Source organism: Crossiella sp. NPDC003009, from assembly GCF_053591555.1.
In genome coordinates this window covers 36,246-55,914 of sequence record NZ_JBSFUA010000037.1, presented here as the reverse complement: position 1 = coordinate 55,914, position 19,669 = coordinate 36,246, and the positions used below count along the sequence as shown (strand labels likewise).

The 19,669-nt window shown below is 71.1% G+C and carries 21 protein-coding genes; 7 read left to right on the top strand and 14 right to left on the bottom strand.

Features of this window, described 5'->3' with window-relative positions:
* Nucleotides 1-12: 12 nt before the first annotated feature.
* Nucleotides 13-1,401, bottom strand: coding sequence for a class II 3-deoxy-7-phosphoheptulonate synthase (locus tag ACWDY5_RS30220; protein ID WP_283663957.1), 1,389 nt, complete (start codon nucleotides 1,399-1,401; stop codon nucleotides 13-15).
* Between the two features lie 155 nt (nucleotides 1,402-1,556).
* On the opposite strand from ACWDY5_RS30220, the gene ACWDY5_RS30215 reads away from it, so the two are divergent.
* Entirely contained in the window at nucleotides 1,557-2,930 is a 1,374-nt protein-coding gene (locus tag ACWDY5_RS30215) for an FAD-dependent oxidoreductase (protein WP_449725539.1), read from the top strand.
* A 30-nt stretch (nucleotides 2,931-2,960) separates the two neighbouring features.
* Nucleotides 2,961-4,235, top strand: a complete 1,275-nt coding sequence (locus ACWDY5_RS30210; protein ID WP_449725538.1) for a glycoside hydrolase family 5 protein — start codon at nucleotides 2,961-2,963, stop codon at nucleotides 4,233-4,235.
* Nucleotides 4,236-4,299: 64 nt separating this feature from the next.
* Here ACWDY5_RS30210 and ACWDY5_RS30205 read toward each other — a convergent pair whose 3' ends face one another.
* The 3 genes from ACWDY5_RS30205 to ACWDY5_RS30195 all read right to left on the bottom strand — a co-directional run bounded on the left by ACWDY5_RS30205 (nucleotide 4,300) and on the right by ACWDY5_RS30195 (nucleotide 6,735).
* On the bottom strand, nucleotides 4,300-5,325 hold the full coding sequence (locus ACWDY5_RS30205) for a 6-phosphofructokinase (protein WP_449725537.1): 1,026 nt from the start codon (nucleotides 5,323-5,325) through the stop codon (nucleotides 4,300-4,302).
* Between the two features lie 150 nt (nucleotides 5,326-5,475).
* Complete coding sequence (locus tag ACWDY5_RS30200) at nucleotides 5,476-5,979, bottom strand: polyadenylate-specific 3'-exoribonuclease AS (protein ID WP_449725536.1); 504 nt, start codon at nucleotides 5,977-5,979, stop codon at nucleotides 5,476-5,478.
* A gap of 42 nt (nucleotides 5,980-6,021) precedes the next feature.
* Nucleotides 6,022-6,735 carry a lysophospholipid acyltransferase family protein gene (locus ACWDY5_RS30195; RefSeq protein WP_449725572.1) on the bottom strand — a complete coding sequence of 238 codons (714 nt, stop codon included), beginning with the start codon at nucleotides 6,733-6,735 and terminating at the stop codon, nucleotides 6,022-6,024.
* 188 nt (nucleotides 6,736-6,923) lie between these two features.
* Between ACWDY5_RS30195 and ACWDY5_RS30190 the strand changes: the two genes are divergently transcribed.
* Complete coding sequence (locus ACWDY5_RS30190) at nucleotides 6,924-7,397, top strand: hypothetical protein (protein ID WP_449725535.1); 474 nt, start codon at nucleotides 6,924-6,926, stop codon at nucleotides 7,395-7,397.
* Nucleotides 7,398-7,403: 6 nt separating this feature from the next.
* Here ACWDY5_RS30190 and ACWDY5_RS30185 read toward each other — a convergent pair whose 3' ends face one another.
* A complete protein-coding gene (locus tag ACWDY5_RS30185) occupies nucleotides 7,404-7,745 on the bottom strand; it encodes a hypothetical protein (protein WP_449725534.1) in 342 nt (113 codons plus the stop codon).
* Nucleotides 7,746-7,754: 9 nt separating this feature from the next.
* Here ACWDY5_RS30185 and ACWDY5_RS30180 point away from each other — a divergent pair, with 9 nt between their 5' ends.
* Nucleotides 7,755-8,189 (top strand): TetR/AcrR family transcriptional regulator C-terminal domain-containing protein, encoded by a 435-nt coding sequence (locus tag ACWDY5_RS30180; protein ID WP_449725533.1) that lies wholly within the window; start codon nucleotides 7,755-7,757, stop codon nucleotides 8,187-8,189.
* Between the two features lie 103 nt (nucleotides 8,190-8,292).
* Nucleotides 8,293-8,424 (top strand): hypothetical protein, encoded by a 132-nt coding sequence (locus tag ACWDY5_RS30175; protein ID WP_449725532.1) that lies wholly within the window; start codon nucleotides 8,293-8,295, stop codon nucleotides 8,422-8,424.
* Nucleotides 8,425-8,524: 100 nt separating this feature from the next.
* On the opposite strand, the gene ACWDY5_RS30170 is transcribed toward ACWDY5_RS30175, so the two are convergent.
* Genes ACWDY5_RS30170 through ACWDY5_RS30130 form a run of 9 tightly spaced genes read right to left on the bottom strand, consistent with a single transcriptional unit; the run spans nucleotide 8,525 to nucleotide 14,378 of the window.
* Nucleotides 8,525-9,475 carry an ROK family glucokinase gene (locus tag ACWDY5_RS30170; RefSeq protein ID WP_449725531.1) on the bottom strand — a complete coding sequence of 317 codons (951 nt, stop codon included), beginning with the start codon at nucleotides 9,473-9,475 and terminating at the stop codon, nucleotides 8,525-8,527.
* Nucleotides 9,469-9,858, bottom strand: coding sequence for a hypothetical protein (locus tag ACWDY5_RS30165; protein WP_449725530.1), 390 nt, complete (start codon nucleotides 9,856-9,858; stop codon nucleotides 9,469-9,471). The genes ACWDY5_RS30170 and ACWDY5_RS30165 overlap by 7 nt, the downstream gene beginning before the upstream one ends.
* Nucleotides 9,859-9,862: 4 nt before the next feature.
* On the bottom strand, nucleotides 9,863-11,077 hold the full coding sequence (locus ACWDY5_RS30160; RefSeq protein ID WP_449725529.1) for a TRC40/GET3/ArsA family transport-energizing ATPase: 1,215 nt from the start codon (nucleotides 11,075-11,077) through the stop codon (nucleotides 9,863-9,865).
* Between the two features lie 26 nt (nucleotides 11,078-11,103).
* Nucleotides 11,104-11,544, bottom strand: a complete 441-nt coding sequence (locus ACWDY5_RS30155) for an SRPBCC family protein (protein WP_449725528.1) — start codon at nucleotides 11,542-11,544, stop codon at nucleotides 11,104-11,106.
* A 26-nt stretch (nucleotides 11,545-11,570) separates the two neighbouring features.
* Nucleotides 11,571-12,359 (bottom strand): metallophosphoesterase family protein, encoded by a 789-nt coding sequence (locus ACWDY5_RS30150; protein WP_449725527.1) that lies wholly within the window; start codon nucleotides 12,357-12,359, stop codon nucleotides 11,571-11,573.
* Nucleotides 12,360-12,385: 26 nt separating this feature from the next.
* The gene (locus tag ACWDY5_RS30145; RefSeq protein ID WP_449725526.1) at nucleotides 12,386-12,967 is read right to left on the bottom strand and encodes a Uma2 family endonuclease; all 582 of its coding nucleotides are present in this window, start codon (nucleotides 12,965-12,967) and stop codon (nucleotides 12,386-12,388) included.
* A 44-nt stretch (nucleotides 12,968-13,011) separates the two neighbouring features.
* The gene (locus tag ACWDY5_RS30140; protein ID WP_449725525.1) at nucleotides 13,012-13,542 is read right to left on the bottom strand and encodes a hypothetical protein; all 531 of its coding nucleotides are present in this window, start codon (nucleotides 13,540-13,542) and stop codon (nucleotides 13,012-13,014) included.
* A gap of 11 nt (nucleotides 13,543-13,553) precedes the next feature.
* A complete protein-coding gene (locus tag ACWDY5_RS30135; protein WP_449725524.1) occupies nucleotides 13,554-13,991 on the bottom strand; it encodes a DUF1801 domain-containing protein in 438 nt (145 codons plus the stop codon).
* Between the two features lie 9 nt (nucleotides 13,992-14,000).
* Nucleotides 14,001-14,378 carry a polyketide cyclase / dehydrase and lipid transport gene (locus ACWDY5_RS30130; RefSeq protein ID WP_449725523.1) on the bottom strand — a complete coding sequence of 126 codons (378 nt, stop codon included), beginning with the start codon at nucleotides 14,376-14,378 and terminating at the stop codon, nucleotides 14,001-14,003.
* Nucleotides 14,379-14,489: 111 nt separating this feature from the next.
* Here ACWDY5_RS30130 and ACWDY5_RS30125 point away from each other — a divergent pair, with 111 nt between their 5' ends.
* Nucleotides 14,490-16,277: an AMP-dependent synthetase/ligase gene (locus tag ACWDY5_RS30125; RefSeq protein WP_449725522.1), complete on the top strand. Its 1,788-nt coding sequence runs from the start codon at nucleotides 14,490-14,492 to the stop codon at nucleotides 16,275-16,277.
* 190 nt (nucleotides 16,278-16,467) lie between these two features.
* Nucleotides 16,468-19,650, top strand: coding sequence for an AfsR/SARP family transcriptional regulator (locus tag ACWDY5_RS30120; protein ID WP_449725521.1), 3,183 nt, complete (start codon nucleotides 16,468-16,470; stop codon nucleotides 19,648-19,650).
* The last annotated feature ends 19 nt before the right edge of the window (nucleotides 19,651-19,669 follow it).

Genomic DNA, 19,669 nt, shown 5'->3' with positions numbered 1-19,669 from the left:
ACGCGTCGAACCTCAGTTGCGCAGCATCTCCGCGACCAGGAACGCCAGCTCAAGGGACTGCTGGGTGTTCAGGCGCGGGTCGCAGGCGGTCTCGTAGCGACCGGCCAGGTCGGCGTCGGAGATCTCCTGTGCCCCACCGAGGCATTCGGTGACGTCCTCACCGGTCAGCTCGATGTGGATGCCACCGGGGTGGGTGCCCAGCTTGCGGTGCACCTCGAAGAAGCCCTGCACCTCGTCCACGATCCGGTCGAAGTGCCGGGTCTTGTAGCCGGTGCTGGCCTCGATGGTGTTGCCGTGCATGGGGTCGCACTGCCAGATGACCTGGTGGCCGGAGGCGGTGACCTTCTCCACGATGGGCGGCAGCACCTCGCGCACCTTGGAGTTGCCCATGCGCGAGATCAGCGTCAGCCGGCCGGGGGTGTTGTGCGGGTCGAGCCGCTGCACGTACTCCACGGCCATCTCCGGCGTGGTGCCCGGCCCGATCTTGAGCCCGATCGGGTTGGCCAGCAGCTCGGCGAAGGCGATGTGCGCGCCGTCGAGCTGACGGGTGCGCTCACCGATCCACAGGAAGTGCGCGGACAGGTCGTACAGCTTGGGCGTCTCGCCGCTGACGTCCATCCGCAGCATGGCGCGCTCGTAGTCCAGCACGAGCGCCTCGTGGCTGGCGTAGAGCTCGACCGTCTCCAGGTTGTGGTCGGTCACGCCGCAGGCCTGCATGAAGCGCAGCCCGCGGTCGATCTCGGCCGCCACCGCCTCGTACCGCTCACCGGCGGGCGAGGAGCGCACGAAGTCCTTGTTCCAGTCGTGCACCCGGTGCAGGTCGGCCATGCCCGCGCTGGTGAGCGCGCGGACCAGGTTCATCGCCGCACCGGCGTTGGCGTAGGCGCGGACCAGCCGGGACGGGTCGTGCGCGCGGGCCTCCGGCGTGGCGACCAGCGAGTTGACCATGTCGCCCCGGTAGGTGGGCAGGCCGAGCGCGTCGGTGCCGGAGGAGCGGGGCTTGGCGTACTGCCCGGCGATCCGGCCCACCTTGACCACCGGCATGGAAGCGCCGTAGGTCAGCACGATCGCCATCTGCAGCAGCGTCCGGATGTTGCCCCGGATGTGCGGCTCGGTGTTGTCGGCGAAGGTCTCCGCGCAGTCGCCGCCCTGGAGCAGGAACGCCTCACCGCGGGCCACCTGGGCCAGGCGGTCACGCAGGCGCTCGATCTCCGGCGGCACCGTGATCGGGGGAACACTTTCGAGCACGGCGCGGACGTTGCGTACCTGCTCGGGGTCGGGCCAGTCCGGCTGCTGGGCAGCGGGACGGGCGAGGGCGTCGTCGAGACGGGTACGCAGTTCGGGTGGCAGGGGCGGCAACGCAGGAAGCGTGTCGACCGGCACGTCCACGGTCCAGTTCACGGGCCAAGGGTACGCGGTGTAGTCCAGCTCCTGATCCCTGGTACAGCCCTCCCGCTATGTGGAACGAAAACGTGAGAGCAGGCTCACCGAATCAATCCAGTTAGGTCAGGCTAACCTTAAACTCAGGGAGTCATCCAGAGCTGAGGGAGAACGTCATGCAGCGCCCGCTACGGGTCGCGGTCATCGGTGCGGGACCGGCGGGCATCTACGCCGCCGACATCCTGGCCAAGTCCGAAACCCCGGTCAGCATCGACCTGCTGGAAAAGCTGCCTGCTCCTTATGGCCTGATCCGCTACGGCGTGGCCCCCGACCATCCCCGCATCAAGCAGATCGTGCACGCCCTGCAGCGAGTGCTGGAACGCCCGGAGATCCGCTTCCTGGGCAACGTCAACTACGGCACCGACCTCACCCTGGACGACCTGCGCAGGCACTACGACGTGGCCATCTTCGCCACCGGCGCCGAGAAGGACCGCAGCCTCGACATCCCCGGCATCGGCCTGGACGGCAGCTACGGCGCGGCCGACTTCGTCAGCTGGTACGACGGCCACCCGGACGTGCCGAGGGACTGGCCGCTGGTCGCCAACAGCGTCGCCGTGCTCGGCGTGGGCAACGTCGCCCTGGACGTGGCCCGCATCCTGGCCAAGACCGCCGACGAGCTGCTCAGCACCGAGATCCCGGACAACGTCTACCGGGGCCTCAAGGGCAGCCCGGTCACCGACGTGCACGTCTTCGGCCGCCGGGGCCCGGCCCAGGCCAAGTTCACCCCGCTGGAGCTGCGCGAGCTCGACCACTCCCCCAACGTCGAGGTCATCGTCCACCCCGAGGACATCGAGTTCGACCAGGGCAGCCTGCAGGCCATCGAGCGCAGCAACCAGGTCCGCCAGGTGGTCAAGACCCTCCAGGACTGGGCCATCCGCGACCCCGGCGCCCGCCCCCGGCGCCTGCACCTGCACTTCCTGCACCGCCCGGTGGCGATCCTCGGCGACGGCGTGGTCACCGGCCTGCGCACCGAGCGCATGGAGCTGGACGGCACCGGCGACGTCAAGGGCACCGGCGCCTTCCACGAGTGGCCGGTCCAGGCCGTCTACCGCGCGGTCGGCTACCTGAGCAGCCACCTGGCGGAGCTGCCGTTCGACCACGCGGCAGGCGTGGTGCCGAACGAGGCCGGCCGGGTCCTCGACGGCGCGGAGCAGGTGGACCGCACCTACGTCACCGGCTGGATCAAGCGCGGCCCGGTCGGCCTCATCGGCCACACCAAGGGCGACGCGCTGGAAACCGTCAACAGCATCCTGGCCGACCTGCCGAACATCACCCCGGCCGCGGAGCCGAATCCGGACCGGGTCACCGAGCTCCTCATCGAACGCGGCATCGAATACACCACCCTCGACGGCTGGAACCGGCTCGACACCCACGAACTGAAACTCGGCCTGGCCGCCAACCGGGAACGCATCAAGGTGGTGAGCCGCGAGGAGATGATCGAGATCTCCAGCGAAGTGGCGGATCGTTCGACTCGAATTTCGTCGAATTAAGCCAGGCACAGGTTTCTCGCCGCTCAGGGATTGACTGGGCAGGTCGGCTACTGCAATGTTGCGATACGCTTTTCCGCCGCCCTGAAGACGCGGGAGAAACCTGTGCGCTCACCAGCAAAAAAGATCAAAGTCGGCTTCCTCGCCGCGGTGCTGGCGGTTGCCGCCTCCGCGTCCGGCTTGGCGAGTCCGGCATCGGCAGCTCCGGTGAACCAGCTGAACGCCGCGCAGATCGTGGCCAACATGGGTGCGGGCTGGAACCTGGGCAACCAGCTGGAAGCCAATATCAACGGAACACCCGGCGAAACCGCCTGGGGTCAGCCGACCATCACGCAGGCACTCATCGACAAGGTGCGGGCCGCCGGGTTCAAGACGATCCGAATCCCAGTCTCCTACCTGCGCCACATCGGCGCCGGCCCCAACTACACGATCAACTCTTCCTGGCTGAACAGGATCCAGGAGGTCGTGAACTACGCCTACAACCGCGGCCTGCACGTGCTGATCAACATGCACGGTGACGGTTACAAGACCATCAGCAACTCCTGGCTGATCTGCGACTCCTCCGCGCAGGCCACCATCAAGGCCAAGTACCAGAAGGTGTGGCAGCAGATCGCGCAGCGGTTCCAGAACTACGACCAGCGCCTGATCCTGGAGTCGATGAACGAGAATTTCGACGGGCAGTTCGGCAATCCGACCCAGCCCTGCTACTCGAACATCAACAGCTACAACCAGATCTTCGTGGACACCGTGCGGCGGGCGGGCGGGCAGAACAGTTCACGGTGGTTGCTCGTGCCCGGCTGGAACACGAACATCGACTACACCGCGGGTAACTACGGCTTCGTGCTGCCGACCGACCAGTACCGGTCTCCCTCGATCCCGGCCAACGAGAAGCGCATCATGATTTCCGTGCACTACTACAGCCCGTGGGACTTCGCGGGTGAGGAGAAGGACACCATCACGCAGTGGGGCCGGGGGTCGACCAATCCCGCCCGGAAATCCACCTGGGGCCAGGAGGACTACCTGGATTCCCAGCTGAAGAAGATGTACGACACCTTCGTCAGGAAGGGCTACCCGGTAGTCGTCGGTGAGTACGGCTCGATCGACAAGTCCTCGGCCGACTCCTCGAACAACAGGTATCGCGCGGACTACGCGCGGGCCATCGTGTCGGTGTCGAAGAAGTACGGCGCGGCCACCGTCTACTGGGACAACGGCGAAACCGGACGGCACGGGTTCGGGCTGTTCAACCGGCGGACCCTCGCGGTGACGCAGCAGGGCATCATCAACGCCATCATGAGCGGCCTCCAGTAGCTGAGCAACGAGAAGAAAGCGACGCTCTCCCCGTTGAGAGCGTCGCTTAGCTCAACCCGTGAACTCAGCCGAAGAAGACCTCGGCCTCGGCGTACCGGTCCACCGGCACGGTCTTCAGCTCGGCCGTGGCCTCGGCCAGCTTCACCCGCACGATGTCCGTGCCCTTCAGCGCCACCATCACGCCGAAGTCGCCGTCGTTGACCGCGTCCACCGCGTGCAGCCCGAACCTGGTGGCCAGCACCCGGTCGTAGGCCGTCGGGGTACCACCGCGCTGGGTGTGCCCCAGGATCACCGCCCTGGACTCCTTGCCGGTCCGCTGCGCGATCTCCTCGGCCAGCCAGGTGCCGATGCCGCCGAGCCGGACGTGCCCGAAGGCGTCCTTCTCACCGGTGAGCAGGACCTCGGCCCCGTTCTCCGGCACCGCGCCCTCGGCCACCACGATGATCGGCGCGTACTCGCGTTCGAACCGCCGCTGCACCCACTCGACGACCTTGTCCACGCTGAACGGCTTCTCCGGCACCAGGATCACGTTCGCGCCGCCGGCCAGGCCGGAGTGCAGCGCGATCCAGCCCGCGTGCCGCCCCATGACCTCCACGACCAGAGCCCGGTGGTGCGACTCGGCGGTCGTGCGCAACCGGTCGATGGACTCGGTGGCGATGTGCACCGCGGTGTCGAAGCCGAAGGTGTAGTCCGTCGCGCCCAGGTCGTTGTCGATCGTCTTCGGCACGCCGACCACACCGATGCCGTCATCGGTCAGCCGCTTGGCCACACCCAGGGTGTCCTCACCGCCGATGGCGATGAGCGCGTCCACCCCCAGCTCGGCCAGGTTCTTCCGGATGGCCTCGACGCCACCCTCGACCTTGTACGGGTTGGTCCGGGAGCTGCCCAGGATCGTGCCGCCGCGAGTCAGGATGTCCTCGACCTGGTCCAGGCCCAGCGGCTTGGTGTGACCCTCGATCGGGCCCTTCCACCCGTTGCGGAAGCCGACGAAGTCGTGGCCGTAGACCTCGACGCCCTTGCGGACGACTGCCCGGATGACCGCGTTCAGCCCCGGGCAGTCGCCGCCACCCGTGAGCACACCAATGCGCATGTAGTGCCTCCTCTTCGCGCCGACTGTGAGCGGCGTCTCTCGCGTCACCGCCGAGTCTGCCCGCACCTGGATCGGTGCAGCAAGCGGGGTGCCGATAACCGGCAACACTTCCGGAACTTCGGGCGAAGAAGAGGAACTACCGCCGCCTGCTCAGCGGACCGCGAAGCCCTTCCGCTGGCGGGTCTGCTCCATGATCTGCCAGCGCTGGTAGTTGTGCCTGGCGTCGGCCAGCGCGTCGTGCGCGTCGGCGGGCGGGCCGGGCAGCCGGGGCTTGCCCAGGTCCTCCCAGCGCTGCCGCAGGTCCCTGGTGAACCGGGGCAGCTCCGGCGGCAGGGCGGGCATCGCGCCCCACAGCTGGGCCAGCGCCACGTGGTCGTAGGCGGCGAACCAGGCCCACAGCTCGGGCTGGTTGTCCGACTCGGTCACGAAGTCGAGCAGCTCGCGGCGGATCTGGTTGCGGCTGCGCCAGTGCGGATCCGAGGGCGGGGGCAGTTTGGCGAGCACGTGCTGCCGCACCCACGGGCCCGCCCGCTCGGGGTCGAACTCAGTGGACACGGCGTAGTACTCACGACCGTCCTCACTCACCACCCCGATGGAGACGAGGTCGATGGTGACCCCGTCCTCGATGAACTCACAGTCGTAGAAGAACCGCACCGACCAAGGTTAGTCGCCGCCCGTTCCGCCCCTGACCGCGACTCAGGCGGCCTTGCGCTCCGGGGTGGCCGAGGACGGCGTGGCCTGCGGCTCCTTGACCTTCGCGGCGTAGACGTCCACGTACTCCTGCCCGGACATCTCCATCAGGGTGTACATGATCTCGTCGGTGATGGACCGCTCGATGAACCGGTCCCCGCCGAGGCCCTCGTACCGGGAGAAGTCCAGCGGCGGGCCGATCACGATGCGGATCTTGTGCGGCCGCCACATCTTGGAGCCGATCGGGTTGGCCCGGTCCGTGCCGACCATGATCACCGGCACCACCGGCACCCCGGCCTCCAGCGCCATCCTGGCCACGCCGGTCTTGCCCTTGTACAGCCTGCCGTCGGGCGAGCGGGTGCCCTCGGGGTAGATGCCGAGGAGCTTGCCCTCCTTGAGCAGCCGGACGCCGGTGTCCAGCGCGGCCTGCGCGGCCATCGCGCTGGAGCGGTCGATCGGCACCTGGCCCAGCCCGCCGAAGAAGGCCCGCTTGAACCGGCCCTTGATGCCCTTGCCGGTGAAGTACTCCCGCTTGGCCAGGAAGGTGACCCGGCGCGGCACCATCAGGGGCAGGAAGAACGAGTCGGCCACCGCGAGGTGGTTGCTGGCCAGGATGGCTCCGCCGGACTCCGGGACGTGCTCAAGTCCCTGGATGGACGGACGGAAGAACAGCCGCAAGATGGGTCCGAGCAGAACCCACTTCATCACCCACCACAACACCGCGGAAAGCGCCTCCCTCAAAGCCCAGACCAGGCCGGTGTACGCCAGACTACGGAGCGAGTTCGACTGCGCACAACGGCAACGCACCCGTTGACGTGCACAGGTGACCAGACACACCCATCTTCTTCTGCCGGAAGGCCCATTCCGACGTCTGCCGGGCACGGCCCGCTCATGGGACGATGGCGGGGATGAGCAACCGCGCGGAGGAGACCAACGGACCGGAGGACGTGGACGCCGCCTTCGAGGCGATCGTCGCGGGTCTCCGCCGTGAGGGCAGCGCTCCGGAATGGCCGGAGACCCCGGAGGCCGCGGCCAAGGCCGTCGAGCCGCCGGAAGCGGAACGCGCCCCGCGCCCCGAGCGCGCGGCCGAACAAGAGCAGCCGTCCCGCCAGGCGGCCGCGCCGCCGGAGGAGGACGAGGGCCACTACGAGCCCCCGGAGCCGCCGCCCATCCCGCCGCTGCGCCGCACCACGGCCGCGGCGCTGGCGCTGATCGGCCTGGGCGTGCTGCTGTTCTTCACCCACGGTGTGATCGGCATGCTGTGGAGCACCGCCTTCCCGCTGGGCCTGCTGCTGATCAGCGGCGGCATCGGCTGGCTGGTGGTCAACATGCGCAAGGGGCCGCCCCCGGACTCCGGCTGGGACGACGGCGCCCAGGTCTGACGGCGTTCAGCTCTTCGCCAGCGCCAACAGGTTCGCCACCAGCCCGAGCACGATCAGCAGGCCCAGGATCGTGTGCAGAGCGTCCGGCGTGACCCGGTCCGCGCGCACCGGGAACGGCGTCCAGCCGCGCTGCACGTTGGTCTCGATGACCGCTTTCGGCCAGCCGGTCAGGTAGGGCACCCACCAGCTGACCAGGTTGCCGACCAGCATCACCGCGTACAGCACCGCGGCCACCCACAGCTCGAACCGGTGCCCGAGCAGCGTGGTCACCGCCAGCAGCAGCAGGAACAGCTGCATCCACCCGTTGGCCGCCCGGTTCTCGAACCGCAGGTCGTTGAACGGCGGCATCGGGATCCAGTGCGTGACGGTGAAGTATCCGGTCAGCGCCAGGACGCGCTGGTCGAGCGGGTCTCCGAGCTGTCCCGCCCGCCAGAGCCCGCACCGGACGAGCCCCCGGCCACCCAGCTGCGCGCCTTCGCGCACTCCCTGCGCGCCACCCTGATCCGGCACCCCGGCGTGCTGCCGCTGGTGGCCACCCGGCCGCTGCACGGCGCGGGCGCACTGCCGTTCATGGAGGCCACGCTGGCCCGCCTGCGCGCGGCCGGGCTCACCGCGGCCGCGGCCATGGACCTGCTCAACGTGCTGGGCTGCTTCGTCATCGGGCACACCCTGGCCGAGGTGGTCGCCACCGGGGCGGGGCTGGACATGGCGAGCCGGTTCGCGCGGGCGGTGGAGGTGCTGCTCGACGGGTTCGGCGGGAGCCAGCTCACAGGGGATTCGGTAACGCGGTGAAGTGGGCCACGAACTGCGGTTTCTCGTTTGTGTACCGATTCAGTCGAGGCGTAGCCTGAGACTCGTCAGAACCGATACAGAAACGGAAGGCAGGTCCCTCTTCATGGATCAGCTCCAGGCCATGTGGCTCGCCAAGGCGCTCGCCGAGACGAGCTGGGCGCGTGAGCAGAAGCAGCACCGTCGCAACACCACCGGTGGCCGTCGCCGCCGCCTGTTCCGCCGCAGCGCCCGCTGACCCAGCGGCGCCTGACCGGCAGCGTCGCCGGTTCAGCCAGGCGTTCTCCACTTGCCGGACCCGTGCCACCGCGCCGGGTCCGTTTCGTTTTCGAAGGGGCTCAGACCCTGGCGACCAGGTCCGCGGCCAGCGCGGCCGCGCCGACGATGCCGGCGTCGTCGCCGAGCTGGGCCGGGCGGATGCGGGCCAGCGGGCGGTGGCCGGCTCCGGTCACCTGCCGCGCGTAGTGCTCGCGGGCCTCGTCCAGGAACAGCGGCGCGGACTCCGAGACCCCGCCGCCGATCACCACGACCTCCGGGTCGTAGACGTCGGCGACCAGGGCCAGGCCCTCGCCGAGCCAGCGGGCCAGCTCGCCGAAGGCGCGCAGCGCCAGCGGGTCGCCCTCGCGGGCCGCGCCGGCCACCGCGCGGCCGGTGATGGTGCGGCCGTCGCGCACCGGCTCGCGGGCCAGCACGGTGGACAGGCCGGGCTCGTTGGCCAGCAGCTCCACCGTGGTCGCGGCCAGCGCGGTGCCCGAGCAGTAGCGCTCCCAGCAACCCCGCTTGCCACACGGGCACGGGCGGCCGTCCGGCACCACCCGCAGGTGGCCCAGCTCGGGCGCCACGCCGTGCGCGCCGCGGAAGACCTCGCCGTCGACCAGCAGCGCGCCGCCGATCCCGGTGCCGAGTGCGACCATCACCGACACCCGCGCGCCGCGGGAGGCGCCGAAGCGGTACTCGGCCATGGCCGCGGCGTTCGCGTCGTGCTCCAGCACCACGGGCAGCCGCAGCTTGCGGGTCATCCGGTCCGCGACCGGGGCCTGCCGCCAGGCCAGGTGCGGGGCGAAGCGCACGCCGCGCCGGTCCTCGGTGACGAACCCGGCGACCGCGAGGCCGACCGCGCACACCTCGTGCCGCTCGGTCAGCTGGCCGACCACCGAGGCGATGGCGTTCTCCAGCGCGTCCTGGCCGGCCGGGGTGGCGGTGCGGGCGGTGTCCAGCACGGAGCCGTGGTCGTCGACCACCCCTGCCCGCACCGTGGTCCCGCCGACGTCGATGCCGACAGTCAGCACTCCCGCTCCACCGTGATCCGCTGTACCCGGGGCGCGCTCGGCGCTTCAGGCCCAGGCGACCCGGCGGGCGGCGGCGCGGCACCGGCGTCCTGACCCGGCGCCGCGGGCACCCGCTCCTCCATGGCCGCGCGCAGCGTGCCCAGCAGCCCGGCCAGGTGCTCGGCCGCGCGCACGGCCAGCTCCGGCCGTTCGCCGCGGGCCACCGCGATGGCCGCACACAGCGGGCACCAGCCGCAGCTGGCGGGACTGTGCTCGCCGCCGGGCTGCTCGGCGGCGAGCTTGCGCAGCCAGGGCACCGCCCGCTCGGCGAGGGCGTCCAGCAGCAGCCTGGCCTCCTCGGCCAGCCGGTTCTGTCCGTCGCCGGTGTTGTTCTGCTCGTTCATCGCCTCACCGCATCCAGAGCCGGGGGTCGGGCCGGAACCGCACGGTCAGCCCCTCGGTCCCGGCGGCCGCGCCGGTCACCTCGCACCGCCGCAGCACCGCGGGCAGCGCGACCAGCTTGCGCCTGCCGTCCACCGTGACCACCAGGTCGTCGTCCACCCGCGCCAGGTCCACTGAGGACTCGGCCAGCAGCGGCAGCGCCAGGTGCAGCTCGTAGCGGGCCTCCAGGCCGCGGCCACCGCCGCTGACCGAGACCAGCGGCGGCCGGTCGGCCCCGGCCAGCGGGTCGCCCTCGCCGTAGAGCTCGGCGGCCAGTTCCAGCAGCGCGGGCACCCCGACCGGTTCGGCGGCCCGGTGTTCCACGATCCGCACCGGCACGTCGGTGGCCTCGTGCAGCTCGGCCAGCACGGTGTCCTGCTCGCCGCGGCGGGTGCGCAGCCACTGGGCCGCGGCGCCCCGGCCACCGGCGCCCAGGTCGGGCAGCACCCGGTTGGCGATGAGTCCGTCCACCCGGATGCCTTGCAGCGCCAAGGCGGTCAGCGTGCGCCGGGTCTCGGCGGCGACCACCCGCTCCGGGGTCAGCACCAGCCGGACGCTGGTGTGCTCGGGGCTCACCAACAAGTCGCGCAGGGCCTCCAGCCGCACGGCCAGCCTGCCCAGCGCCTCGGCCGCGGCGTCCCACTTCTCCACCGTGGCGCTGCCCGCGACACCGGCGAGCAGGCCGCGGACCACCCTGCGGTGGGTGGGGAAGAGCCGTTCCAGGTAGCCGGCGAAGGCCTCGGGCAGGGCGAGCAGGCGCAGTGTCTCGGCGGTCGGACCGCAGTCCACCACCACCGTCTCCCACGGGCCAAGGCGCGCGGCGCGCTCGACCTCGGCGAGGGCCAGCAGCTCCTCCACGCCGGGCAGCACGGTCAGCTCCTCGGCGTCCAGCTCGTCCACCCCGGCGCCGGCCAGCACGGTGTGCAGGTGCCCGCGCAGCTCCTGCCAGGCCCCGTCGACCAGGCCACGGGCGTCGATCTGGGCCGCGTACAGCCCGTTCGCGCCCTCGACCTCGGCGGGCGCGGAGGTCAGCGGGGCGCCGAGGGCGTCGCCGAGGGAGTGCGCCGGGTCGGTGGAGACGACCAGCGCTTTGTGGCCGCCTGCCGCGAGGCGGGCGGCCGTCGCGGCGGCGAGGGTCGTCTTGCCCACCCCGCCCTTGCCGGTGAACAGCAGGACACGCACGAGTGACGATTCTCCGGGACGCCGGTTCAGCCCGCGCTCTCGACCCGTCGCTTGAGGTTCTTCAGCGCGATATCCATGATCATCTTCTCCGCCTTGCGCTTGAACAGCCCGATCATCGGGATGGCCAGCTCGACGGTGAGCGAGTAGGTGACCTTGGTGCCGGCGCCCTCTTCGGCCAGCTGGTAGCGGCCGTTCTGGGCCTTCTGCATGGTGCCCTTGACCAGGTTCCAGCCGAGCGAGCGGCCGTCCTCGCTGTAGTCGTAGGCCAGCACGTACTCGTCCTTGAACGCGCCGGCGTCCACCTTGAACCGGACCTGGCTCGGCCGGTCCTGATCGTCGGTCTCCAGCACCTCGACCGACTTGAACTGGTCGGCCCAGTCGGGATAACTGACGAAGTCGGCGATCACCGCCATGATCTCCTCTGGCGAGGCGGCGATGACGATGGACTGGGTGGACTGGTCGGCCATAGCCGGGAGGTTACCGCGTTCGGGGGTCACCACCGCAGCACGTAGGGCCGCTCCCGCCGCTGGAAATGACCCACGTTGACGCATTCCGTCCGCCCGATCCGCATCCGCTGCGCCAACGGCTGGTGCACGTGCCCGAACACCGACCACCGAGGCCGGTCCCGGTCAATGAGCTCCACGATCGCCGAGGAGCCCAGCTCGGCCCGCCGCGCCACCACGTCGTAGGTCAGCTCGGCCCGCGCGGGCGGGATGTGCGTGCAGAGCACGTCGACCGCGCCGAGCTCCAGCACCGCCTCGCCGAACTCCTCCGCCGAGCGCAGGTACGGCAGCCACGGCGCGTTCTGCGGCAGCGAGGTGCCCGGCAGCAGCAGCGCCCCACCGGCGAACCCGAACCGCAGCCCTCCGATCTCGGCCACGTCCCCGTCCAGCACCTGGAGATCGGGACCGGCGAACTCCTTCCACAGGTACGGCAGGTCGACGTTGCCGGGCGTGGCATAGGTCGGCGCGGACATCGCCCCGAACATGGCCGCGTACTGCTCCCGCGCGGCCTCCTCGATCACCGACGCGGCGTCGGCCAGCCCAGCCCACAACGACCGGACAAAGGCGCCAGCCTCGCCCCGCCGCCCGCCTTTGCGCAGCTCAGCGAACTGCCGGACCTTCTCCGCGCCGAACACCGCGCCGAAGATCCCGCGCTCGTGGTTGTGGTAGTCGACGAAGTCCAGCAGGTCCCCGAGCACGACCAGCGCGTCCGCTCCCTCACCGGCACGGGCCAGCGCGTCGGCGTTGCCATGGACGTCGGAGACCACATGAACTCGCACGGAACGACTTTAGGCGAGCGGCGGGATCAGTTGAGGCGGCCCAGGTCGATCGTGACGGGGAAGGGCACCGTGGTGGTGAAGGTGCCGGTGACCCGGGAATCGTCCTGGTACCCGAACTCCTCGGTGCGGTGACAGGCGACCAGGGAGACCGGGCGGGTGATGTCGACGATCCAGTAGTGCGGGATACCGGCGTCGGCGTACTCAAGCCGCTTGGTCACGTTGTCGGTGCGCCGTGAGCCAGGCGAGACAACCTCGACGACCAGGCGAACTTCGGAGGCCCGGATGATGCCCCCCTCGGCCTCGATCCTGGGCAGCACGGAGCGGTCGACCACGATGAGGTCCGGTCGCCGGGAAAAACCGGGTTCGTCCGGTGGCGCGAACTCGAGGTCGATGTCGACGTCCGGCACGGCTTCGAGATCGTCGGGGAGTTGCTGTTCGAGCTGCGCCATGAGCCGGTAGATGGCTCGGTTGTGCTGAGGCACCGGACTCGGGGTCATCAGGAGGCGGCCTTCCAGGAGTTCGGTGTAGCCGTGTTCGACTTCACCCAGCGCGAGATACTCCTCGATGGTCAGGAGGTGAAAAAACCCGGTCTCCGGAAGTGCCGTCACAGCCGCTCCTCACGTCTACCGGCAGTATCCCACCGGCCGCCGGCTCACCGCACCAGCACCGCCTCGGCCTTGGCGTTGCGCTCGAACTTCGACCACGGCGTCCCCGCCCCAGCACCGCAGTACCCGCACCCCGCCCCGAAGAACAACCCGCGCGCCTGCCCGTCCCCCATCAGGTGCCACCGGAACCAGGCCGTCACCGGCCCCCGCAACTCGATGCCGGCCAGATGCCCCGCCCCGCGCAGCTCCCCGAACACCGCGGGCACCTGGCCCGCCCGCGCGTACTGGCTCCACACCACCGGCGACCCCACGAGGAGGTCGTTCTGCCCCGCGGTGAACAACGCCGGCCCGCCGTTGCTCCACAGCAGCACCGGGTGCCGCGCACAGCCGAGGCTGCCGAGCTGGCTGGGCCGGAAGATCGTGTGACCGGTGCCGTTGGAGGCGGAAGTGACCGCGAACGGACCCGAGGACGCCCAGTTCCCGTTGACCGAGGGGCAGGCAGTGGCTCCGGCGGCCGCCACGGGTGCGAGGCCCGCCAGCGAGACGAACACCGAGAAAGCGATCGCGGCAAGCCGCAAGCCACCCCGCTTCACCGCAGGCCGCGGGCCTTCTCGTAGATCTCGATGTACTGCTCCGGCGACACCTCGGCCACCACCTCGCCGATCAGCTCCAGCGGCAGGTCGTCCAGCTTGGTGAACCGCACGCAGGACTTCCCCATGTTGAGCTTCTTCCCGGTCGCCTCGTACCGCGCCCGGAAGCCGTCCCCGTCCGCGTACGCCCCCATCAGGTACAGCGACAGGTACTGCTTCTGCGAGGCCAGCGCCACGTAGCCCAGTGGGTGGCCGTTGTAGGTGTCCGGGTACCGGCTCAGCGGGACGTGCCAGCAGATCATCCCGAAGTCCATGCCCTCTTCGTAGCCCGCCGGCAGGTTCGCCAGGACGACCTCACGGACGGCGGCCACGGTCTCGCGGCGGTCCGGGGGCAGCTCGGCCAGGTACTCCTCGACGGTGTTCGCGCTGCTCTGCATACGTGCAGGCTAAGGCGCGACCCCGACCGGCCGGCCCGCCTCGAACAGGTCCTTCCAGGTGAACGCGACCTTCTTCTGGGCGCGCTGGCGGCGCACGGTCTCGCGCTGGGCCTCGCGCGGGGTGAACGGGACCTCGCCCGGGCGTTCGGCGCGCAGGAAGTAGTGCACGACGGTGCCGTCCAGCACCGCCTCCAGCCACAGCTCCATGGTGCCGACCAGCGCCCCGGCCACGGTCCAGCGCAGGCCCTCGGCGCCGCGGTCGGCGTATACGGTCAGCTCCAGGTCCGGCCAGTACGCGCGCCAGGAGGCCGGGTCGGCGAGGCTGGCGGCCAGGGTGGACGGGGGAACTGTGATGAAGAGTTCGTCGACCACGTCTACCGAGGACATGGGACAAAGCGTGCCATAACGGCCACAGCTGGGTTACGCCCTATTGTCACAGCGTCACAAGGAGCTAGGTTAACCCGTCAGTAACACCCTCCCTGCGTTAGCGAGGTTGACGTGCGAGAGTTCAGCGTCCCGGCCACCGCCACCGTGGCCGATGAGGAGAACCTCACCGACATGGTGTGGGCCAACGCGGAGCGGTTCGCGACGGCGGTGAGCTTCCGCAGACGGGTCGACGGCACCTGGCTTGACGTCACCGCCAAGGACTTCGCCAACCAGGTCGTCGCACTGGCCAAGGGTTTCATCGCCGCGGGCGTCCAGCAGGGCGACCGGATCGGGCTGCTGTCCAAGACCCGGTACGAGTGGACCCTGTTCGACTACGCGATCTGGTTCGCCGGCGCGGTCAGCGTGCCGATCTACGAGACCTCCTCGGCCGGTCAGATCGAGTGGATCCTGTCCGACTCGGGTGCCCGCGCGGTGGTCGTGGAGACCTCGGCACACCGCAGCACCCTGGACGGCGTGCGCGGCAACCTGCCCGAACTGTCCGATGTGTGGCAGATCGAGAACGGCGCCGTGACCAGTCTCACCGAGGCGGGCAAGGACGTGCCCGACAGCGAGGTGCACAACCGGCGCGCGGCGGTGCGGGCCGACGACCTGGCCACCATCATCTACACCTCGGGCACCACCGGCCGCCCCAAGGGCTGCGAGCTGACCCACCGCAACCTGCTGGCCGAGATCCGCTCCGACATCGCCGCCTTCCCCAGCCTGCTGCAGCCCGGCAACTCGATGCTGGCCTTCCTGCCGCTGGCGCACGTGCTGGCCAGGGTGCTCGCGGTGTGCGCGGTCTACACCCGCACCACGGTCGGGCACACCGCGGATGTGAAGAACCTGGTCGCCGACCTCGGCACCTTCCGGCCGACCTTCGTGGTCTCGGTGCCCAGGGTGTTCGAGAAGGTCTACAACGGCGCGAAGCAGAAGGCGCACGCCGAGGGCAAGGGCAAGATCTTCGACCTGGCCGAGGCGACCGCGGTGGCCTACAGCGAGGCGCAGGACCACGGTGGCGCGGGCCTTGGCCTCAAGCTCAAGCACGCGCTGTTCGACAAGCTGGTCTACGTCAAGCTGCGCAACGCCCTCGGCGGCCGCTGCCAGGCCGCGGTCTCCGGCGGCGCCCCGCTCGGCGCCCGGCTGGCGCACTTCTTCCGCGGGGTCGGCGTCACCGTCTACGAGGGCTACGGCCTCACCGAGACCAGCGCCGCGGCCTGCGTGAACACCCAGGACGCGATCCGGATCGGCTCGGTCGGCCGCCCGGTGGCAGGCACCTCGGTGCGCATCGGCGAGGACGGCGAGGTGCTGATCAAGGGCGACATCGTCTTCCGCCGCTACTGGAAGAACGAGGCGGCCAGCGCCGAGTCGATCAGGGACGACTGGTTCCACACCGGTGACCTCGGCGAGCTCGACGACGCGGGCTTCCTCTTCATCACCGGGCGGAAGAAGGAGATCATCGTCACCGCCGGCGGCAAGAACGTGGCCCCCGCGGTGCTGGAGGACCGGCTGCGGGCGCACCCGCTGATCAGCCAGTGCATGGTGGTCGGCGACCGGCAGCCGTTCATCGCCGCGCTGATCACCATCGACCCGGAGTTCTTCCCGGCCTGGAAGAAGCAGCACGGCAAGCCGGAAGCCGCCAGTGTGGCCGAGATGATCGAGGACGCCGAGCTGCGCGGGGAGATCGAGGCCGCGGTGGCCGAGGCCAACCAGGCGGTCTCTAACGCGGAGGCGATCAAGAAGTTCCGGATCCTGCCGGTGGACTTCACCGAGGCCGGTGGCGAGCTGACGCCGAGCCTGAAGCTGCGCCGGAACGTGGTGAACGAGACCTACTCGACCGAGATCTCCGGCATGTACAGCTGAGGCAAAAATTTCGGGTGGCCCGCGCTTCGTCCCCCTGTAGCGCGGGCCACCCGGCCCCCCTGAGAACAAGGTTGCCGGACGGCGCTGTCGTCTCGCTGACGTGTGACTAACGCGGACGCCTACAGTGTTCGGGGCACGGTCGGCCCAGGCTTCATGGTGCCCGTAACCAGGGCACGGGGGGAAGGAATTCATGGAATCGGCGCCCAAGGAGGTGGTTTTCCGGATCCTCGGGCCGGTCGAGGTCCGCCGCGGCGGGCTGCCGGTCGAGGTGCGAGCCGGGAAACACCGGGCGCTGCTGGCCACCCTGCTGCTGCGGGCCAACCAGGTGGTGCCGGTCGAGGAGCTGTTCGACCGGATCTGGGGCGACACGCCGCCCGCCCGCGCCCGCGGCACCCTGCAGACCTACGTGATGCGGCTGCGCCAGGCCCTCGGCGACGAACCGGGCCCCGGCCAGCTGGTGCACACCCGCCCCGAGGGCTACCTGATCCGGCTCGGCTCCGCCCAGCTCGACCTGTTCACCTTCCGCGAGCTGCTGGAACGGGGCCGGGCACTGGCCGCGGCCGCCGATCCGGCAGGCGAGGCGGACTGCCTGCGCCGGGCGCTGGCGCTCTGGCGCGGCGAGGCCCTGTCCGGGGTGCCCTCGGACGCGCTGCGCCGGGACGAGGCGCCCCGGCTGGCCGAGGAGCGGTTGCAGGCCCTGGAACGCCGGATCGAGGTCGACCTCCAGCTGGGCAGGCACGCCGAGCTGGCCGCCGAGCTGCACCGGCTCACCGCCGAGCACCCGCTGCGCGAGCGGTTCTGGCACCAGCTGATGCTGGCCCTCTACCGCTGCGACCGGCAGGCCGAGGCGCTGCGCGTGTTCGGCCAGCTCAGCGACACCCTGGCCGAGGAGCTGGGCATCGACCCCGGTGAGCCGCTGCGCCAGCTGCACCGGGCGATCCTGGTCAACGACCCCGCGCTGGCCGCGCCCCGCCCGGTCGAGCCACCGGCCGACCTGCCCGCCCAGCCGCGCCAGGGCGTGCTCCGCCAGCTGCCGCCGGACCTGGCCGACTTCGTGGGCAGGGCCGGTGAGCTGCGGCGGATCGGCGAGCTGCTGTCCAGCTCCGCCCCGCGCACGGCCGCGCCGATCGTGGTGCTGGCCGGCCCGCCGGGCATCGGCAAGACCGCGCTGGCCGTGCGGGCCGCGCACCGGCTGGGCGAACGCTTCCCGGACGGCCAGCTGCACATCAACCTGCGCGGGCACGCCAGCAGCCAGCCGATGACCGTGGCCGAGGCGCTGGCGCACTTCCTGCGGGTGCTGGGCGTGCCGCAGAAGCAGATCCCGACCGAGATCGAGGAGCAGGCCGCGCTGTACCGGTCGCTGCTCACCGGCCGCCGGGTGCTGGTGGTGCTGGACAACGCGGCCGCCGCCGAGCAGGTCCGCCCGCTGCTGCCGGCCGAGCCGCACTGCGGGGTGCTGGTGACCAGCCGGGACGACCTGCGCGGGCTGACCGCGCTGCAGGGCGCGCGCAGGCTCACCCTGGAGGTGCTGGACCGGCCGGAGGCGCGGGACCTGCTGGCCGCGATCCTCGGGCCGGACCGGATCGCCGCCGAGCCGAGCGCCGCCGACGGACTGGCCGAGCTGTGCGCCCGGCTGCCGCTGGCGCTGCGGATCGCCGCGGCCAACCTGGTCAGCAACCCCCGGCACACTCTGGGCGGCTACCGGGACGAGCTGCGCGCAGGCACCATCGCCGCGCTGAGCATCGACGGCGACGACCAGGCCGCGGTGCACGCCGCCTTCGACCTGTCCTACACCGCGCTGCCGGCCGACGTCCGCCGCCTGTTCCGCCACCTCGGCCTGGTCCCCGGCCCCGACTTCACCGCGCTGGCCGCCGCGGCACTGGCCGATGTCGACCTGGCCGAGGCCGACCGCCTGCTGGACCGCCTGGCCGCGGCCAACCTGGTCGGCCAGCACTCGCCTGGACGCTTCCACTTCCACGACCTGCTCCGCCGCTACGCCCAGGACCTGGGCGAGGAGGAGGACAGCGCCGGGGAGCTGGCCGCCGCGCGGCAGCGGCTGTTCGCCGGCTACCTGCGGGGCGCGGACCAGGCCATCCGGCGGCTCTACCCGGACGCGCTGCTGCTCACCAGGGACACCGAGGAGGTCCCCGCGCCCGAGTTCGCCACCGGCCAGGAGGCGCTGGCCTGGCTGGACACCGAGCGGCCCAACCTGCTCGCCGCGGTGCACCACGCCGCCGGCCACGGGCCGCCGGAGACCGCCTGGCACCTGATCGACTCGCTGCGGCTGTACTTCTACGCGCACCGGCACACCGCGGAGTGGCTGGCCGCCGGGCACGCCGCGCTGCGCGCCGCCCAGGAGCACGGCGAGGCCGAGGCGGCCGCGACCATGCACCACAACATCGGCACCGCGCACAGCAACGGCGGCGACTACCAGCAGGCCGTCGAGCACTTCCAGCGCGCGCTGGCCCTGCGCGCCGGTCGCCCGAAGACCGCGGCCACCGCGACCACGCTGAACAACCTGGGCATCGCGCACGCGGTGTTCGGCAGGCTCGCCGAAGCCGCCGGGCACCTGCACCGGGCGGTCGACCTGCACCGCGAACTGGGCGCGCGGGCGCTGGCCTACAGCACCCTGGTCAACCTGGCCATCGTGCTGGCCGACCTCGGGCAGCTGCGCCTGGCCGCGGACCAGCTCACCGAGGCGCTGGCCTTCTACGCCGACCACGGCTCCCGCTACGACCAGGCCAACACCCAGGAAGCCCTGGCCAAGGTGCACCTGGACCTCGGCGAGCACGCCGAAGCCGCCCGGCACGCCGAGGCCGCGCTGGCCAACGCGCGCGCGGTGGACGACCGGCGCACCGAGTGCGACACCCTGTGCACCCAGGCCGCGCTGCACCTGGCCGCCGGTGAGCACGCCGCCGCGCTGCGCGCCGCCACCGGCTCACTCGGCCTGGCCCGCGACATCGCGCACGCCAGCACCGAGATCGACGCGCTGATCGTGCTCACCCAGACGCACACCGCGGCAGGCGCGGTCGAGGAGGCGCTGCACTGCGGGCGGGAGGCCGAGCGGGTGGCCAGGGCCGCCGGCCGCCGGGTCAAGGTCGGCCAGGCGCTCACCGCGCTGGCCGCCGCCTGGCTGGCCGCGGACCCGCTGGGCGCCGACGGCCTGGCCGCGGCGCTGTCCACCGCGCAGCAGGCGCTGGACGTGCACGTGGAGACCGGTCACCGGCTCGGCGAGGCCCGCACCCTGCTGCTCATCGCGGAGGGACTGGGCCGCGGCGCGGAGGCCGAAGCCGCGGCGCCGTACCTGGCGCGGGCGCGGGAGTTGTTCACGCTGGTGTGGGGGCGCCAGCGCGAGCCAGCGGGGGTCGAGTAGACAGGTTGAGCGGAAGGGG

What these genes read in the sequence shown, in the direction of transcription:
- ACWDY5_RS30215 (WP_449725539.1), top strand. Translation starts at nt 1,557, where the DNA reads ATGCAGCGCCCGCTACGGGTCGCGGTCATCGGTGCGGGACCGGCGGGC.
- ACWDY5_RS30205 (WP_449725537.1), bottom strand. Translation starts at nt 5,325, where the DNA reads ATGCGCATTGGTGTGCTCACGGGTGGCGGCGACTGCCCGGGGCTGAAC.
- ACWDY5_RS30190 (WP_449725535.1), top strand. Translation starts at nt 6,924, where the DNA reads ATGAGCAACCGCGCGGAGGAGACCAACGGACCGGAGGACGTGGACGCC.
- ACWDY5_RS30185 (WP_449725534.1), bottom strand. Translation starts at nt 7,745, where the DNA reads ATGCCGCCGTTCAACGACCTGCGGTTCGAGAACCGGGCGGCCAACGGG.
- ACWDY5_RS30175 (WP_449725532.1), top strand. Translation starts at nt 8,293, where the DNA reads ATGGATCAGCTCCAGGCCATGTGGCTCGCCAAGGCGCTCGCCGAGACG.
- ACWDY5_RS30165 (WP_449725530.1), bottom strand. Translation starts at nt 9,858, where the DNA reads ATGAACGAGCAGAACAACACCGGCGACGGACAGAACCGGCTGGCCGAG.
- ACWDY5_RS30155 (WP_449725528.1), bottom strand. Translation starts at nt 11,544, where the DNA reads ATGGCCGACCAGTCCACCCAGTCCATCGTCATCGCCGCCTCGCCAGAG.
- ACWDY5_RS30135 (WP_449725524.1), bottom strand. Translation starts at nt 13,991, where the DNA reads ATGCAGAGCAGCGCGAACACCGTCGAGGAGTACCTGGCCGAGCTGCCC.
- ACWDY5_RS30130 (WP_449725523.1), bottom strand. Translation starts at nt 14,378, where the DNA reads ATGTCCTCGGTAGACGTGGTCGACGAACTCTTCATCACAGTTCCCCCG.
- ACWDY5_RS30120 (WP_449725521.1), top strand. Translation starts at nt 16,468, where the DNA reads ATGGAATCGGCGCCCAAGGAGGTGGTTTTCCGGATCCTCGGGCCGGTC.